The following is a 14,383-nucleotide window of genomic DNA, read 5'->3' on the forward strand; positions in this document are numbered from 1 at the left end:
TGAGAACGATCGTTCTTTATTGTGCAAAAAAAAGCAGTTAGAACTAACTTGCTGTTAGCATATCATTTCTAGAACGAACAGTAAAGAATTATTTTATATGTAGAACATATGCTTGGAACATACTTAAATGAGAATAAAATCACGCTATATAAACCATTTATATCATAAATCAAGAATTCCTATATCGTTTCACTCCTTCAAATTAAGTAGAATTAACTTTTCTTTCGTTGAATAATCTAATGTCAGGCTTGCTGGCCACAAGTATAACCATCAACCTTTCCTAGTTACGCTAATCTGAATTCGACATGATCCATGCCAGAAATTCTCCAAACGAATCGGATACCTTTTCAACCTCTTCAAATTCAGGCTCACATCCACGGACAATAGCTCCTCTGTCGGTTGTTAAGTCAATGGCATAGAAGGCATATCCATCCTTCACAGACATTACGATCGGCAAGTGATGATCCCACCAGGCCGTTATCTCTGACTGCCAAATAGCATCCCCCTCTGCTGCCTCCAAACTAAGCATTTCAAATTCATTCCATTGGAATGCGGTCTCCGTGCTATTGTTGAACTCAGCCTCACAAATAAACCAGGTTTGTTCATCCGGTGCAACGCATTTTTCAACTACATTTAGAAATTCTAAATATTCATCTGGAAGTCCTTTATATCTTGAAGTAACGTTGCTGTTTAAATGTGACTGCGAACCGGATTTACTCATTATGTCCCAGCCCTTTTCCCCGGCCCAAGTCATAAATTCCCTAAAGTGAGTGTTTCCTTTTCCATTATTCATTTCCAATTTATACACCTGCCCATCAGCTTAAGAAATAGAAACTATATCACCTATTCGGGATTTGAATGGAAAATCCCTGCTATGGTGCTTCAAAGACAAAGACAAAGACAAAAAGACTGGGGAAATGGTTGGGAAAAGCGGCAACCAGCTTCCAGCCTTTGGTGGTTGGGGGACAGTTAATTTGAAATTGGATGTGAGTTATATCATCAATTGAGACTAAAATCACGTGAAATAACGTGTTTCTATATCATAATTTTATATTTTTTATATCTTATTATAAGATAAACATATCTCTTCTATACTATAAAATGAGATTATTCCACTGACTGAATAATATTCATATCATATCCTTGATTTTATCACGTGCACGGCTATACAAAATTACATCTGGAGAAGTTACGTGCTATTTTAGATTCAATTCTCCTTAACACTGAATCCACTTCGCCATTCTTTGATCCAATGATTAAATTTACAACATAAAAAGAGCTGCTTTTAAAAGCAGCCTTAGTTTACTCAAAGAAAATTGTAAAAAAGCTATGAGGAAGAATCAAATAATTTGATTAGATTTCCATTTTTTTCGTCTATATCATTCAAAATTGGTTTTTCTAAGTCAACAAAGTGATAGTTATTTTGTCCAAGAATGTATTACTGCTTAATTATGTAGAGTTATCTCCACACAACAATCTCCTCTATACTTTGTCTTGTTTTTTGACGGTGTGGTTCTTCAGAACGATAGCCAAAAGCAACCAGACACGCTACGCCAAATTCTTGTTTGTTCATAATTCCTTCATCATGGAATATGGAAGCCACTTTCTCACGATCAATACCTTCTACTGGACAGGAATCGATTCCGATTTGAGCTGCTGCTGTCATCATATTCCCCATTGCAATATAGCTTTGCTTGCATGCCCATTCATAAATAAGTTGTTCGTTATTTCCAAGCTCTATTTCAGTAAACATTCTGTACATGTTGGAAACAAATTTAACAACTTCTTCGGGCATCTTCTGAACTTCTTTCATTAACTTAGTTACATATTCGGAATCAAATTTCAACTCGCTTTCTCTTCTAGCCAAAATAAATAGCAAGTGGCTTGATGTAGGTAGCTGTCTTTGAGCACCTCCAGCAACCGGTTTTAACTTCTCACGCAATTCTTGTTCTTGAACCACAACAAATCTCCACGGCTCTAGACCGAATGAACTGGGCGACAATCTACCCGTCTCCAGAATGAAGTGAAAGTTTTCATCCGAAATCTTTTGATTAGTATCAAAAACTTTGCAGGCATGTCTAAATTGGTACGCGCTTAAAATCTCATTTTTCTTATCTTCAATAATGCTCACTATATAAACCTCCCCAAACTGTGTTATATTTGTTGATGAATCAACGTTGATATATCAACAAATATATAACAAGATAGGATCAGTTGCAAGAGAAATAAATTTATGTGTAATACATAAAAAATACACCCCATAGAATCATGGATTAACCCGAGAAGGTTCCAAGAACTATTCCAAGAGTGTATCTTGATCTTGATCTTGATCTAGATCCAATCATCATGATTTAAGAATAATAATACTATCTTTACACCACTGGATTAAACTGGTGAAATGATTCTTTCCATATTGATTTGTAATCATCCAATATTTGTAGTTATTATCCTTATGCTCCATATTAAGAAGCCATTTTTCTAGTTCTTCAAATACTTTTAAATTTTCTTCAAGTTTACGTTGATATGCCTCTATATGCATGATGATCTTCTCAGATGAACCATTACTACCAAAAAAAACTCGTAATAATAACTCGTTTTTTTTGAGATCCACCACATAATCTTTTGGCTGGGATAGCCATTGAGACAATGTCTCTCTTCCCTGATCCGTTATTCTGTAAAGTTTTTTATCAGGTTTTCCGTCTTGACGAATAACTTCCAAATTAATATCAGAATTGTCCAATAGTTCTGCCAAACTGGGATATATCTGCCCATAATTCTCATTCCAAAAATAACTCGTGCTTTGATCCATATGCTGTTTAATATCGTAACCGGTATGTGGTCCAAGGGCGAGTATGCCTAACACAGCAAACTTGGTGTTGGCTCTCCCCGATCGATTTGCCATTTCAGTTCCTCCTAAATCCAGTTGCTGCACTTATTCTTAATCAAATTGTATTATATCGTATTCCAGGTGATTTAGCATTATTGAGTTATATATTATTATAATATATATTAATTTAATAACTTTAATTGACAAGGTTTTTAAAAGTGTTTATAGTTGATTTGCCGGCAAATGTAAACAAGTCTGACTTATTTATATTCTGTAACACATTGAAGGAGTGTATTTTTATGACTATTATTAATGTTAATTTCCCTACTGGACGGATTTCCGAGAAACAACGTGTTCTTCTGGCTGAAGCTCTAACTGATGCCGTATTAGTCCCAGAAGTTGGACAATTTTGTCCCCCTGCAAGAGAAGGCTTTCAAGTCCATTTCACAGAGCGTGCAAAAGATTACATGGCTATTGGAGGTAAGCTTTTGTCGGATCAGCCTGAGCGTGATGTCATTACGATCAATGTGTTGGTAATGGATGGAGACTGGTCAAACGAGGTGCGTAAAGAAGTAATTGAAAATATTCTACGTAGTCTCACCACCATTCTTGAGGTTCCGGAACCTTCTCCTAGCTGGTGGGTAAGTTTTCAAGTCATTGAAGATGGAAGCTGGGGTTCTAGTGGCGGTGTTCTTTCTATTTTAGATCTACTTAAATCAGGTGTGTTTACTGACGAGAAGATAAAAGCGATCAAAAAAAACATTTTAAAGTAGTAATTTTTGATGAATCATCTTTTAAATATGATGCGGTTATTGGGAAGGGTCAAATATTGAACCACTATATATAATAAAAACACAGCCCATCTTATCATCAAGATGGCAGTGTTTTTATTAATAAATATGAAAATTACTTTTCCTTCATTTGTTCAACATTCTTATTTAATTGAACTAATATTTTTCTTAGCAAAGTAAGCTCAGTATCACTAATATCAGTTAACAGTTCCTGTGCAAAATGTTCTTTTTCCTTTTGTGAAGTTTCAATTAATTCTCTTCCGTAATCAGTTAATTGAACTAAAATAATTCGGTTATCCTCATCTTTTTTTCTTCTAGACACAATTTTATGGTCTTCAAGCTGTTTGAGATGTCTAGCAACAGCAGCCTTATCAAGTGTCACTTTTTTTTGTAAGTCACCTTGACTGATTTCGATTTCTTTATATATCAATGCGAGTATTTCAAAGCGAGATTGGCTGATGCTGATATAGGTATCAAATGTAGTATTTATGGCGTTATTCACACGATACATCTCGTATAATAACGTGGACTCCTGTGACCAATCTTTACTCAAAACCATCACATCTTTCTTAATCATATTTATTGCTAACGGCTTGCAATGTATTGTCAATATACAACTTAAATTCTCATTTTACAAGCAATTCGGCTCGTAGACACAACGTTTTTGTAAGTGAGAGGTTTCTCGATATTCTATTAGTTATAGTTCTTCCCATCGTATCATCCATACCTAAAAGCCCTCTCTCCAGTGGAGAAGGGCTTTTAAGTTTGGAATTAGATTAATATAGATAAGTAAACTCAGTATACTGATAAAGTACCGTCGTAATTAATAACCTGTCCATTGTGATTCTCTTCATCCAGAACAAAGTTAACGATTAATTCCGCAGCTTGAACAGGTGTTTTCACATAATCCCCTGTCATACGCCCATTCAAATCTGTTGAAACCGCCCCTGGCATCACTGTAAAAATCTCTACAGGTATATTCTCCTTCTCAAAACTCATTCCCCAAGACTTTGTCATGACATTCAAAGGAGCCTTGGATGTTGTATAGGCAAATGCATTGAAGTAAGGCAACGGCTCAATTGGTATACTGATATTTTGAATCGTGCCTTTATTGGCAATCAATAGGGGAAGCAAGCCTTTTGAAAGTGCAAAAGGACCAATAAAGTTAACCTGATGGGTTGCTTGCAGATCCTCTACCGAAAATTCCCATCCCACTTTATGCATATCTCCTGGAATACCAGCATTGTTTACCAAGAGTGACAACTCGGGATGATTCTCAGTAATCGTTTTCACAGCATTACCAACACTGTGTAAGTCAGCAACGTCTAACAATATCAAATGTGCATCCCCAAGTGCTTGGAGCGAAGCTACTGCCGTTTCTCCTCGCTCCTGATCGCGTGCCCCAACTAAAACACGATACCCCGATTCTAACAACAGTTTTGCAATCTCATATCCAATACCTTTATTCGCACCAGTTACTAATGCTGTCTTTGTCATTTGTTATTCTCCTTTTATTACGAGCAATCTTAAATTCACTGCTCCGTAACTTTTGATTTTATTGTTGATGTATCAACGTTGATATATCAACAGTTTATGACAAATCATTTATTATCGCAAGCTTTTTATAAAGGAATTCTAAGGAATAAATTAGCCATCAGGTAAAATCCTTTTTAGATTGACTGAGATGCTAAACTGTCATTAAACAAAGTTGCCCATTATTTTGATAAATTTAAAGGTTTAATAAAGATTAGATTTATGACTAATTCGTAATCGGTACAAGTTCTTGTCCTTGGCTCGGGAAACTAACTTGTAAAGATAAAAAAAAGCCGCTAAACGAGTTGTAGCAATTGCTACGTTTCTTTTCATCAGCAGCTTTGAGAGCACTTCAATGGGTTCATCCCAATCATGGATCGCCAATGTAAAGACCCCCAGTGATAGGGAGTATTAGGTTACCCCGGATTTCAATATAAGCTTGTACCGTTTCTTCAGGAAACATATGCCATGGCCACCAGCCTTTGTTGTCATATAGTCCGGCTTAAATATCCAATTGAATCGCGTCTAACAATAATAATTTGCCATCCAGTTGGATTAATGAGGTAGAGTGTCCGAACCATGTAACTGATGCATTATTGACGCTTCTTGAGAAAAAAGATTTTGTTATCCTTTGAACCTTAAGCGGTTCTTTAGGTCGCGCATTAGGATTTCCTTTCACGTATTCACGAAGTACTGGCAGTAACACCTTCAGTCTGTAGTCAACTGATTTACAACGCCACGCGGCTGGCAAGTGATCGACTGAAAGCCGCCAAACAAGCCATTTTAGTAGCCGCCTAAATTTTAAAAAAAACAGGAAAAACCGGATGGAAAGCAGTCTATACTTCTTTAGACGGGCGATTTATAAAAATGATTCATTTAATAATAATCTTGAACATTAAAAGAATCCAAGGGACGCTCCGATAAAATCTATATAGAGGAGTGATTTAATGAATAGACATTCTGTAGCTGATCAAAAATTAAAACATCAAATCTATAAAATCTGTTTCGAGGAATTAACTCTACGGAATAAACTTTTTAATATGCGCGCCCGTAGATTTGAGGTAGTATTTGTATTATCTTGTTCGTTACTCATGGCACAACTTCTACTTTGTATTGTTTTATTGTTAGTATGGGATTACTCACCTGGTTACTTTTACGGAATCTTCTTAGTATGCCTAGGCACGATTACTCTTTTATCTCACTTAGCCACAATTCAATCTTCACGAAAATACATCCGAACAGAATATAAGGAACTAGCATACCTCGTTGGAAAATCAAAACTTACATATGATAAAGAAATTCTTTTTGCATTACGGTGTGATGAAGTTTATTACTTTTTGAGAAACAATAGGTTTAACCACACTAACATCGATAGTCTGATCCAATATTTCTCATCTTATTTGCTATTTTCCTCCCAACTGCTGTTTGGGTATGGAGAAAAAATATTGAAATGATATTTCTATCCAGATCTAATAACTATAATGAACTTACGATTATTCTACGCACTGTTAAGTCATTTCCAAAGTTTTAGTATCATTTCTAATGGCCTCTAGTTTTCTTCAATTATATGGAAATAGTAAGATCATGTTCAACTTATGAATTCAATTGAAAAGAGTTCAATTGAAAATAAAAGACTGGAGAAATGGTTGGGGAAAAAGCGGCAACCAAGCTCCAGTCTTTGGTGGTTTGGGACAGTTAATTTTTGTTAGGGACGGTAAAAATACAATTAGACAGGAATTATTTATTTGTTAAATATCCGCTGTCTCATCGCCTCAAACAGTAAAATCGTCGCCGCCATTGCCGCATTAAGTGACTCAGCCTGTCCCTGCATCGGAATCGTAATCGCATCATCTACCAAACGCGCCGTAGCGTCTGAAATACCTTTACCTTCGTTACCAATGACAAGCCATACCGACTGCGTAAAATCATAACTATAACATGAATGCTCTGCCTGCAAAGAAGTACTAACCAGCTTCACGCCCGCAGCCTTCGCTTCGGGAAGCAAGGATTCCAACTGGCCCTCCACAATGGGCAGATGGAACAGCGAGCCCATCGTCGAACGAATCGTCTTCGGATTATATACATCAGCACAGCCCGCGCCAAGTACGACCCCAGCGGCTCCAGCTGCATCCGCACTACGGATGATTGTCCCTACATTACCTGGGTCCTGTACCCCATCAAGCACCACAACAAGCCCTCGCGCTCCTGCGATCAGGCTTTCCAGTGGCTCACTGCCTTTACGCACAATCGCGAATACAGGCTGTGGAGTCATTGTATCCGTACATTTGGCGATAACCGCAGGAGATACACTGACCCACTCCACACGCTGAAGCGGGTTTTCAAGCCCGGCAAGCTCATTCGGTACGCCTTGCTCTCCATCGTACACAATACACTCAAGATCTGCTCCGGCACGTAATGCTTCCTGTACCAGATGAATGCCCTCAATGATATATTTATGTTGACGGGTACGATGCTTTTTCTCCAGCAACTGTGCCCATTCTTTTACACGTGTATTTTGCGGTGATACAATATCCATCTTTCCATCCTTCCCATCTGCATCCATCACTTCGGATACGCAAGCTCCATTTTCGTCAAATGATCCTTGTGACCCACAATGATCAGCACATCTCCAGCCTCGATCCGGTCCTCCGCGTACGGGGAGATGTTCATCGAATTCCCACTGCGAATCGCCATCACGTTACAACCGAAACGTGCACGGATATTTAATTCCATCAGGTTCTTACCGATCATTTGCTCGGAGGCTCTCATCTCCAAAATGCTGTAATCCTCAGATAACTCGATGTAATCCAGTATATTAGGCGAGGTCAGATGATGGGCTACGCGCAGTCCCATATCCCGCTCAGGATAGATGACTTTATCTGCACCAATCTTCTGCAATACCTTACCATGAAGCTCATTTTGAGCTTTTACGATCAGCACTGGTACTCCCATATCTTTTAATATCAGGGTTGTCAGAATGCTCGCCTGAATATCTTCACCAATCGCCACAACGACAACGTCGAAATTTCGTATGCCCAGCGCACGCAGCGCTTCTTCATCTGTTGAATCTGCCGATACCGCATGGGTCACCACATTGGACATTTCCTGAGTCCGCTGCTCGTCCGCATCAATTGCCAGCACATCGAATCCCATGCCACTCAGTGCATTGGCAACACTTGATCCGAACCGTCCCATCCCAATTACGGCATACTGTTTCTTGGCCATTAGGGTCTTAACCTCCCGCTGCACTTCAGCATGACGCATCATTACGGATACCCATGCTAACGTAAATAATCCTTCGTAGTATACCACAAAGCCCGATAAACTTGAATGCGCTCGCGCTTCCCAGGGAACAGTATTAGAGCAGCCGAATATACGAGGAGGGAATTGCGATGCCCATTACATTAAGCCTGCGTGAAGCGATTGTTCATAAAGTTCATGACAAGAGTGATGATCAGCTCCGGGAGATGATTGAAGGTTCAGTAGATGGACCGGAAGCTGCATTACCTGGACTTGGCGCCATTTTCGAGATGATCTGGAAGAACACAGAACCTGCCAAGCAGGAAGAACTCATTCAAATCGCGCAGGAGCATCTGCACACCATTCCCGTTCAACCGCTTCGTTAATCGAAGCATTGGAGGGTAAGGTAACCATCATTACGTTTGTTCTGTCTGCAAAAGAAAGCTTTCCCTTATTCGGCTGGATCATACCCGCCTCCAGGTAAGGTGTATAGCAATAGATCCCTCCGCCAATCGGCGGAGGGATCTTATTTTTAACAAGCTCTATCTCATCACATGAGCTTGTCACGTTTAACTAACCTTTTAACAATCCCACGAAATACTTTTGTCTTTACTTAAGGCGCAGTCTCCAGGAATTCAGCTGTAGGATTTTTATCCATAGCCGTTCTCATTGCGTACTCATTTTCGAAGAGCACCACATAATTCCCTTTTTTATCTTTTACAAGTGCAGAGTTAATCCGGAATTTGCTTGGGTCCAGATTCTCGTCCACAATCCAGCGAGCGAACTGATAAGGCATGCGCTGCAATTGCACGTCTACCCCGTACTCGCCTTTCATCCGGTATTCAAATACCTCGAATTGAAGTTGACCAATTACGCCGAGGATTGTCTCGTCGAAACTTGCCGTCTGGAACACCTGAATGGTTCCTTCCTCCGTCAACTGATCAATTCCTTTTTGGTACTGTTTATGTTTTAACGCATTTTTCACAGTAACTTTGGCGAAAATCTCTGGTGAGAACGTTGGCAACTCCTCAAAGACCACCTCGCTGCCTTGACTCAGTGAATCACCAATCCGGAAGATACCCGGATCGAACAAACCGATAATATCGCCAGCATACGCTTCTTCCACAATATCCCTGTCTTGTGCCAGGAATTGCTGTGGCTGTGACAGCTTGATCTCTTTGCCCACACGAGTATGCTTCACACTCATTCCACGTTGGAACTTGCCTGATACAATTCGCAGGAACGCAATACGATCCCGGTGTGCCGGGTTCATATTCGCTTGAATCTTGAACACATAACCGCTGAATTTCTCATTCGTTGGCTGAATCTCTCCTGCCGTACTGCGACGTGGTTCAGGCTTCGGTGCCAGTTCAAGGAAATTCTCCAAGAAGGTCTGTACGCCGAAATTGTTGATCGCACTACCGAAGAAAATAGGGGTCAGTTCGCCGCGTTGAACTTTCTCCATGTCGAATTGGTCGCCCGCGATATCCAGCAACTCCAGATCCTGACACAATTGATCATGCAGGTATTCTCCTGCCATCTCACGGATAATTGGATCTTTGTAGCCGTCTACCTTTTGTACTTTAATCGTCGAGTGATCGTCCCCTTGGAACAATTCCACCTGATTTTTCATCCGGTCATAGACACCGCACAGCTCGCGACCTGTACCAATAGGCCAGTTCATCGGAACCGAACGAATACCCAGTACATTTTCAAGTTCTTCCATCAGGTCAAATGGGCTTTTACCCTCACGGTCGAGTTTGTTGATAAACGTAAAGATTGGAATGCCACGCTTCGCACACACCTGGAACAACTTGATTGTTTGGGCCTCGACACCTTTTGCCACGTCAATCAACATCACCGCGCTATCGGCAGCCGTCAGTGTACGATACGTATCTTCACTGAAATCCTGGTGACCCGGTGTATCCAGAATGTTAACGCGATGATCCAGATAATCAAATTGCATTACGGAAGAGGTAACCGAGATCCCCCGTTGTTTCTCAATTTCCATCCAGTCACTTGTTGCGTGTTTGCTGGCTTTCCGAGCCTTTACCGTTCCCGCAAGGCGAATCGCGCCCCCGAACAGCAACAGTTTCTCGGTCAATGTAGTTTTACCCGCATCCGGGTGAGAGATAATGGCAAACGTCCGGCGTTTGTCCACTTCCTGTTGAAGAATTTCATTTGCAGCTTTGCTCATAGGTTTAATCCCTTTCGTCCGTTCATTCACGTTAATCCGGCATGGCCGGTCCATCATTCAATCTTTATGCAATCCGGCGAGGCCGGTTGATTGTACACGAGTTTTTACGTACTAGGTATTTACTCACTAGATTAATTTTACACATTTACAATGGAGTTCATCCTCCTCAAATCTGTGCTTTCATGCATACCGTGAACTGCTTCTTAACCCAACTCTCCTATTGTACCATAATCTGTACTGAAAATAACCGATTACTACCGCAGATTCTTCTCTTTTCACTTGCAAAAAAAAGCACCCTTCAGCCATTTTCCATGGCATCCAGGCACTCCTCATTCATTTTTATTTTTCGGGTTTAGAAAATCAATGCATCCAGCGCGTATTGTCCGCCACCCGTCAGGGCCAGCGCTACACCAATCACCAGAATCGCGAGATTATATTCGAATCCGTTCTGTGTGGACCAGTAACCGTTCGCACCATGGACTTTCACAATCGCAATGACCATCGTCAATGCAATCAGAATGCCACCTACTGGTGTAAGCAGACCCAGAGCCAACAGCAATCCGCCACCGAATTCCGCAAGTCCAGCCAGTAACGCCACCAATGCACCAGGCTTCATGCCCATCGACTCAAACCAGCCGCCTGTACCCTTGATCCCGTAACCTCCGAACCAACCAAACAGCTTTTGAGCCCCATGCGCCATGAACGACAATCCAATCACCAAACGAATCAACAACAACCCTACATCCAACATCATTTTCTTTTTCCTCCATTCGATATATACAAAATAGTATTCTTAGATTAAAGATATTATGCATATTTTTTTCATGATTCTCTTTGTCGCAAACCCCTTCAACTGGTTTACATTTTATCTCATGAATGATAACTTATCCGAAACGTTTGCCCGAATGAAGTTTGTCATTTGCGTAACTCTTTAACTCATGTGTTGAGTATAAGTTACATACTTACTTTTTGTCAACAACTTAATTTAAATTACTTGTTTCCTTATGATGGATACCTACCTTTCCCCCGCTAAAAAGCCTGGGTACACCGCAAAATTTGCGATTTCCCCAGGCTCAGTCATCTTGTGTATATTGTTAATGCCCTTACCCTAACCATTCACTTGCCAGATCACGCTGTCCTCGTCCTGACCATTCACCGGCCACCAGTGGAATCCGTCCTGCTCCAGTAGCTTATCTGTCGCTTCTGGCCCCCATGTTCCAGCAGGGTACGTATGAAGCTCTCCCTGATTCTGTCCCCAGGCTGCTGCAATCCGATCCACAAAGGACCAGGCTGTTGCCACTTCATCCCAACGGGTAAAGTACGTAGAATCCCCCTCTGCAGCATCGTGCAGCAGACGTTCATATGCTTCAGGCGAGTTAATTCCAATCATGCAGCTCTGACAGAAATCCATTGCGAGTGGCTGAATCTCGGAATCTGAGCCTGGTTTCTTGGCATTGATTTTGATATATATGCCTTCCATCGGATTCACCCGAATAACCAGCAGGTTCGGTTCGAGCTTATACTTTTTCCCAAGGTACACGTTGTTTGGCATCGACTTGAACTCAACTACGATCTCGGTTGTTTTCACCGGAAGACGCTTGCCTGTCCGAATGTAGAATGGAACACCCGCCCAGCGGAAATTATCCACGAATACACGTGCTGCAAAATAAGTCTCCGTATTCGACTGTGGATCAACCTTGTCTTCCTGGCGATACCCCGGAAGCTGCTTGCCACGGTACTCCCCTTCGGAATACTGTCCCCGCACAACGTTGTTGCTCACTTCATCATCCGAAGTAAAGGCTCGCAATGAGCGCAATACCTTCACCTTCTCATCCCGAATATCCTCCGGGAACAGGCGACTTGGTGGCTCCATCGCAATCATCGTCAGCATCTGAAGCATATGATTCTGCCCCATATCACGCAGTGCACCGGAGTGATCATAATAACCGCCACGTTCTTCCACGCCTACTGTTTCACCGAGCGTAATCTGAACGTTGGCAATATGTTTGTTATTCCAGAGCGGTTCAAAAAAAGCATTCCCGAAGCGGATCACTTCGATATTTTGCACCATCTCCTTGCCCAGATAATGATCAATCCGATAGATTTCCTCTTCACGGAATACCTCACGAATCTGCTCATTCAGATGTTCAGCGGATTGCAGATCATAACCAAATGGTTTTTCGATCACCAAACGGTTCCACCCCTGACTGTCCAGCATACCGCCGTCCCGCAAACTGTACGAGACACTGCCAAACAGCTCAGGCGCCAGTGCCAGATAGAACAGCCGGTTCCCCGGCGTGTTAAACTTTGATTCCAGATGCTCCGTCTGCGCACGCAGCTCTTTGAACCCTTCCACATTATTGATATCCAGTGCTTTGTATTCAAAATGCTCGACAAAAGCGTTCCACTCATCAGGTTCCCCCGCTGGATAACGGCAGAATTCCTTAATGGATTCATAGATGTCTTCCCGGAATTCTTCTGGGGACCTCGGACGACGTGCTACGCCAATAACCGCAAAGTCTTCTGCAAGCTTGCCTTCGCGGTAAAGACTGTAGATAGCCGGAAACAGCTTCCGGCGGGCCAAATCACCCGTTGCTCCAAAAATGAAAAATACTGCGCCTGGTGTCTGTACTTCATCTTGCAATTGTTTTTCAACCATGGGCTCCTCTTTCTTCCGGGAAGATAACCTTCATGCTCTCCCCGAGCTATGTAATGGTGTTATATATGCACGACATACAACTGTCAATTACCAGCAAGTTCCTTCTTGGATGTGATGCCATTTTAGCATATCAACTGAATGGATGCACTATTTCAAACTCATTTTTCTGATAAAGATTCTCAATATTGGGTCCCAATTCATGAAAAATTCATCCCTTAATATTCAATCGTAATCACCGGAAACCCCACTGTAATTCGATTATCGACCTCTTCCCCAACTTGGTGAACTGCCAGTTGCATATTCAACATATGCGAGCCACTCTTGATCGACAATGGCAGCTCAGCCGCCTTATAAGAGACACTTGCAGTGCCTGCATCTGTATAACGTTCGACGGAGGTGATATCCACCTTTATGGACAGCTGTTCTTCGATCAGTTCCAATTGCTGACTCGCATCATGTTCAGTAGCAGTACCTGCTGTACCTTGCACAGACATATTCCAGGTTGCCTTCATGCCTGAATCTACAAGCAGTTGGCCGATCTGTTCATGTACTGTCATTAATGCCTTCCGATCCGTGTGGGCATCCCCTGAAAGTTGTACGATGGCGTAGTAGCCGTTATCTCCTGTCTCGACGACATTAACCAACATCCCTGTTGCTCCAGTAGCCTCATTGACAACCATCTCACTGCGATACACATCATGGCCCGTCTGGCGTACCCGCACAGGTGGTTCAAGCCCCAAGTGACTTGCCAGTAACACGGCCTGCGCTTGTGCATCTCCCTTGCCTTCTCCTTGCCATTTAATAACCAGACGATCAACATTATCAATCATGCTGTCAGCAGTATCGATTAACTGTTCCAGTTGGGCTGCTTTGGGTTCGTTTTTCTCTGCGTATACCTGTGTCACACCGATAAGAATAATGATTGCTATTGCCAATATACCTGCTGTTATCCAACGATTTAACATTCGAATCCCCCGCTCTTTCTTGCATTCTATGAATCTATCAACAGCATGCCCCTTTCCCACATTACCTATACTTCTTCTGAACACAACAAAAAAGCCCCACCCGCCACATGCATGGCAGATCGGAGCTTTCCATTCTCTATAACTTCCGCACATTAATGCACGGTTCTTTGG

At 41.7% G+C, this 14,383-nt stretch carries 13 protein-coding genes; 2 read left to right on the plus strand and 11 right to left on the minus strand.

All coding sequences use genetic code 11. From position 1 onward, the window contains the following. Window positions 1-289: 289 nt before the first annotated feature. The 3 genes from AC4E8D_RS26065 to AC4E8D_RS26075 all read right to left on the minus strand — a co-directional run bounded on the left by AC4E8D_RS26065 (window position 290) and on the right by AC4E8D_RS26075 (window position 2,902). Complete coding sequence (locus tag AC4E8D_RS26065; RefSeq protein WP_221823648.1) at window positions 290-793, minus strand: SMI1/KNR4 family protein; 504 nt, start codon at window positions 791-793, stop codon at window positions 290-292. 666 nt (window positions 794-1,459) lie between these two features. Further along, complete coding sequence (locus tag AC4E8D_RS26070) at window positions 1,460-2,122, minus strand: NAD(P)H-dependent oxidoreductase (RefSeq protein WP_221823676.1); 663 nt, start codon at window positions 2,120-2,122, stop codon at window positions 1,460-1,462. A gap of 222 nt (window positions 2,123-2,344) precedes the next feature. Next, entirely contained in the window at window positions 2,345-2,902 is a 558-nt protein-coding gene (locus AC4E8D_RS26075) for a PadR family transcriptional regulator (protein WP_221823650.1), read from the minus strand. 224 nt (window positions 2,903-3,126) lie between these two features. Between AC4E8D_RS26075 and AC4E8D_RS26080 the strand changes: the two genes are divergently transcribed. Beyond that, window positions 3,127-3,600, plus strand: a complete 474-nt coding sequence (locus tag AC4E8D_RS26080) for a tautomerase family protein (RefSeq protein WP_221823652.1) — start codon at window positions 3,127-3,129, stop codon at window positions 3,598-3,600. A gap of 133 nt (window positions 3,601-3,733) precedes the next feature. Here AC4E8D_RS26080 and AC4E8D_RS26085 read toward each other — a convergent pair whose 3' ends face one another. The 4 genes from AC4E8D_RS26085 to AC4E8D_RS26100 all read right to left on the minus strand — a co-directional run bounded on the left by AC4E8D_RS26085 (window position 3,734) and on the right by AC4E8D_RS26100 (window position 8,415). After that, the gene (locus AC4E8D_RS26085; protein WP_339305599.1) at window positions 3,734-4,195 is read right to left on the minus strand and encodes a MarR family winged helix-turn-helix transcriptional regulator; all 462 of its coding nucleotides are present in this window, start codon (window positions 4,193-4,195) and stop codon (window positions 3,734-3,736) included. A 218-nt stretch (window positions 4,196-4,413) separates the two neighbouring features. Next, window positions 4,414-5,115, minus strand: a complete 702-nt coding sequence (locus AC4E8D_RS26090) for an SDR family NAD(P)-dependent oxidoreductase (RefSeq protein ID WP_339305601.1) — start codon at window positions 5,113-5,115, stop codon at window positions 4,414-4,416. A gap of 1,777 nt (window positions 5,116-6,892) precedes the next feature. After that, window positions 6,893-7,687 (minus strand): TrmH family RNA methyltransferase, encoded by a 795-nt coding sequence (locus AC4E8D_RS26095; RefSeq protein WP_221823656.1) that lies wholly within the window; start codon window positions 7,685-7,687, stop codon window positions 6,893-6,895. Between the two features lie 26 nt (window positions 7,688-7,713). Then, window positions 7,714-8,415 carry a potassium channel family protein gene (locus AC4E8D_RS26100; RefSeq protein WP_076211287.1) on the minus strand — a complete coding sequence of 234 codons (702 nt, stop codon included), beginning with the start codon at window positions 8,413-8,415 and terminating at the stop codon, window positions 7,714-7,716. Between the two features lie 128 nt (window positions 8,416-8,543). On the opposite strand from AC4E8D_RS26100, the gene sspI reads away from it, so the two are divergent. Next, the gene (gene sspI / locus AC4E8D_RS26105; protein WP_036673259.1) at window positions 8,544-8,777 is read left to right on the plus strand and encodes a small acid-soluble spore protein SspI; all 234 of its coding nucleotides are present in this window, start codon (window positions 8,544-8,546) and stop codon (window positions 8,775-8,777) included. 227 nt (window positions 8,778-9,004) lie between these two features. Here sspI and AC4E8D_RS26110 read toward each other — a convergent pair whose 3' ends face one another. From AC4E8D_RS26110 to AC4E8D_RS26125, 4 genes are all read right to left on the minus strand, one after another. Beyond that, window positions 9,005-10,588 carry a peptide chain release factor 3 gene (locus AC4E8D_RS26110; protein WP_221823680.1) on the minus strand — a complete coding sequence of 528 codons (1,584 nt, stop codon included), beginning with the start codon at window positions 10,586-10,588 and terminating at the stop codon, window positions 9,005-9,007. 352 nt (window positions 10,589-10,940) lie between these two features. After that, window positions 10,941-11,339, minus strand: coding sequence for a DoxX family protein (locus AC4E8D_RS26115; protein WP_024634146.1), 399 nt, complete (start codon window positions 11,337-11,339; stop codon window positions 10,941-10,943). Between the two features lie 357 nt (window positions 11,340-11,696). Then, a complete protein-coding gene (gene zwf / locus AC4E8D_RS26120) occupies window positions 11,697-13,247 on the minus strand; it encodes a glucose-6-phosphate dehydrogenase (RefSeq protein ID WP_221823657.1) in 1,551 nt (516 codons plus the stop codon). Window positions 13,248-13,462: 215 nt separating this feature from the next. Continuing rightward, window positions 13,463-14,212 (minus strand): YwmB family TATA-box binding protein, encoded by a 750-nt coding sequence (locus AC4E8D_RS26125; protein WP_221823659.1) that lies wholly within the window; start codon window positions 14,210-14,212, stop codon window positions 13,463-13,465. Window positions 14,213-14,383: the final 171 nt, after the last annotated feature.

The organism is Paenibacillus sp. SRL342 (assembly GCF_984798905.1).